General features: G+C 69.9%; 4 protein-coding genes. All 4 read right to left on the bottom strand.

The window, feature by feature from the left end:
- A partial coding sequence (locus ACTWQJ_RS49270; protein ID WP_443312871.1) for an aminotransferase class III-fold pyridoxal phosphate-dependent enzyme occupies positions 1-731 on the bottom strand: 731 nt, incomplete at its 3' end.
- Complete coding sequence (gene argB, locus ACTWQJ_RS49265; protein WP_443312870.1) at positions 728-1636, bottom strand: acetylglutamate kinase; 909 nt, start codon at positions 1634-1636, stop codon at positions 728-730. The genes ACTWQJ_RS49270 and argB, both read right to left, overlap by 4 nt.
- Positions 1633-2784 (bottom strand): bifunctional glutamate N-acetyltransferase/amino-acid acetyltransferase ArgJ, encoded by a 1152-nt coding sequence (argJ, locus tag ACTWQJ_RS49260; protein WP_443312869.1) that lies wholly within the window; start codon positions 2782-2784, stop codon positions 1633-1635. The genes argB and argJ overlap by 4 nt, the downstream gene beginning before the upstream one ends.
- Positions 2781-3087, bottom strand: a 307-nt coding sequence (locus tag ACTWQJ_RS49255) for an Asd/ArgC dimerization domain-containing protein (RefSeq protein ID WP_443312868.1), incomplete at its 5' end; no start/stop codon positions are given. The genes argJ and ACTWQJ_RS49255, both read right to left, overlap by 4 nt.

Genomic DNA, 3087 nt, shown 5'->3' with positions numbered 1-3087 from the left:
ACGACATCGGGCAGGACGCCCTCGTGGGCCTGGTACTCGAACCAGTGGCCGGTGCGGCCGACGCCGGTCTGCACCTCGTCCAGGACCAGCAGCGATCCGGTGGCGGCCGTGATCGCGCGGGCCGCCTTCAGATAGCCGGCGGGCGGGACCACGACCCCGTTCTCGCCCTGGATCGGCTCGATGATGACCAGCGCCGTCTCCTCGGTGACCGCGGCGGCCAGCGCCTGCGCGTCGCCGTAGGGGACGTGGGTGACGTCGCCGGGCAGCGGCAGGAACGGGTCCTGCTTGGCGGGCTGGCCGGTGAGCGCGAGGGCGCCCATGGTGCGGCCGTGGAAGCCGCCCTGGGTGGCGACCATGTGGGTGCGCCCGGTCAGCCGGCCGATCTTGAAGGCGCCCTCGTTGGCCTCGGCCCCGGAGTTGCAGAAGTAGACCTTGCCGTCCCGGCCGAAGAGCTCCAGCAGCCGCTCGGCGAGCGCGACGGGCGGTTCGGCGACGAACAGGTTGGAGACGTGGCCGAGCGAGGCGATCTGGCGGCTCACCGCCTCGACGACCCCGGGGTGGGCGTGGCCGAGGGCGTTGACCGCGATGCCGCCGACGTAGTCGACGTACTCCTTGCCGTCGGCGTCCCACAGCTTCGCGCCCTCGCCGCGGACGAGGGGCAGTCGCGGGGTGCCGTAGTTGTTCATGAGCGCGCCCTGCCAGCGCGCGGTCAGTTCCTGATTGGCGCTCATTCGGCATCCCCCTCTTGCTCGTCGGGCACGACCATCGTGCCGATGCCCTCGTCGGTGAAGATCTCCAGCAGGATCGAGTGCTGAACCCGGCCATCGATGACGCGGGCGGTGTTCACGCCGCCCCGCACGGCGTGCAGACAGCCCTCCATCTTCGGCACCATGCCGGAGGACAACTCCGGCAGCAGCTTCTCCAGTTGGGAAGCGGTGAGGCGGCTGATCACCTCGTCGGAGTCGGGCCAGTCCTCGTAGAGGCCCTCGACGTCCGTGAGGACCATGAGGGTCTCGGCGCCCAGCGCAGCAGCGAGTGCCGCAGCCGCCGTATCAGCATTGACGTTGTAGACATGGTGGTCGTCCTGGGAACGGGCGATCGACGAGACGACCGGGATACGGCCGTCGGCGAGCAGCGCCTCGATCGCGCCCGTGTCGATGTCGGTGATCTCACCCACCCGTCCGATGTCGACCAGCTCGCCGTCGATCTCGGGCTGGTGCCGGGTGGCGGTGATGGTGTGCGCGTCCTCGCCGGTGAGGCCGACGGCGAGCGGGCCGTGCTGGTTGAGCAACCCGACCAGCTCCCGCTGCACCTGTCCGGCCAGCACCATGCGTACGACGTCCATGGCGTCCTCGGTGGTGACGCGCAGGCCCGCCTTGAACTCGCTGACGATGCCGTGCTTGTCGAGGGCGGCGCTGATCTGCGGGCCGCCGCCGTGCACGACGACCGGCTTGAGGCCGGCGTGGTGGAGGAACACCACGTCCTGCGCGAACGCGGCCTTCAGGTCCTCGTCGATCATGGCGTTGCCGCCGAACTTGATCACGACGATCTTGCCGTTGTGCCGGACCAGCCAGGGCAGCGCTTCGATGAGGATCTGGGCCTTGGGCAGTGCGGTGTGCTTACGCGTAGTGCTCATGACGAGTAGGCGCTGTTCTCGTGGACGTAGTCGGCGGTCAGGTCGTTGGTCCAGATGGTGGCGGTCTGCTCGCCGGCGGCGAGGTCGGCGACGATGTGCACCTCGCGGTAGCGCATGTCGACCTTCTCGCGGTCCTCGCCGACGCCGCCGTTCTTGCAGACCCAGACGCCGTTGATGGCGACATTGAGCTGGTCCGGCTCGAAGGCCGCCTGCGTGGTGCCGATCGCGGACAGGACGCGGCCCCAGTTGGGGTCCTCGCCGTGGATGGCGCACTTGAGGAGGTTGTTGCGGGCGATGGAGCGGCCCACCTCGACGGCGTCGTCCTCGGTCGCGGCGTTGATCACCTCGACCCTGATGTCCTTGCTGGCGCCCTCGGCGTCCCGGATCAGCTGCTGGCCGAGGTCGTCGCAGACGGTCCGTACGGCCTCGGCGAACTCCTCGTACTCCGGGGTGATCCCGGAGGCGCCGGAGGCCATCAGCAGCACGGTGTCGTTGGTGGACATGCAGCCGTCGGAGTCGACCCGGTCGAAGGTCACCTTCGTGGCCGCACGCAGCGCCCGGTCCAGTACGTCGCTGTCGAGGTCGGCGTCCGAGGTGAGGACGACCAGCATGGTGGCGAGGCCCGGGGCGAGCATGCCGGCGCCCTTGGCCATGCCGCCGACGGTCCAGCCGTCCTTCGTCACCACGGACGTCTTGTGGACGGTGTCGGTGGTCTTGATGGCGATGGCGGCCTTCTCACCGCCGTGCTCGGACAGCTGCGCGGCGGCCGTCTCGACACCCGGGAGCAGCTTGTCCATGGGCAGGAGTACGCCGATGAGGCCGGTGGAGCAGACGGCGACCTCGATGGCGCCCCGGCCGAGCACCTCGGCGACCTTCTCGGCGGTGGCGTGGGTGTCCTGGAAGCCCTTGGGTCCCGTACAGGCGTTGGCGCCGCCGGAGTTGAGGACGACGGCGGAGACCTGGCCGCTCTTGAGGACCTGCTCGGACCACAGCACCGGCGCGGCCTTCACACGGTTGGAGGTGAAGACGCCCGCGGCGGCGCGACGGGGCCCGGTGTTGACCACGAGGGCCAGGTCCGGGTTGCCGTTCTCCTTGATCCCGGCGGCGACACCGGCCGCGGTGAATCCCTGTGCTGCCGTGACACTCACGGTGCGACTCCGATCGTGGAAAGGCCCAGCTCCTCGGGGAGCCCGAGGGCGAGGTTCATGCTCTGGACGGCACCGCCCGCGGTGCCCTTGGTCAGGTTGTCGATGGCGCTGATCGCGATGATGCGGTGCGCGCCGGCGTCGAAGGCGACCTGCACCTGAACGGCGTTGGAACCGTGGACGGACGCGGTGGCGGGCCACTGACCCTGGGGCAGGAGGTGGACGAAGGGCTCGTCGGCGAAGGCCTTGTCGTAGGCGGCGCGGACGGACTCGCCGGTGACACCCTCGCGGGCCTTGACGTTGCAC

Origin of the sequence: Streptomyces sp. KR55, from assembly GCF_052245645.1 — a bacterium.
GTDB classification, from domain to species: domain Bacteria; phylum Actinomycetota; class Actinomycetes; order Streptomycetales; family Streptomycetaceae; genus Streptomyces; species Streptomyces flavusporus.
Note: the sequence above shows the minus strand (reverse complement) of the source record. Positions and strands in the feature narration are given on the sequence as shown.

What these genes read in the sequence shown, in the direction of transcription:
- argB (WP_443312870.1), bottom strand. Translation starts at nt 1,636, where the DNA reads ATGAGCACTACGCGTAAGCACACCGCACTGCCCAAGGCCCAGATCCTC.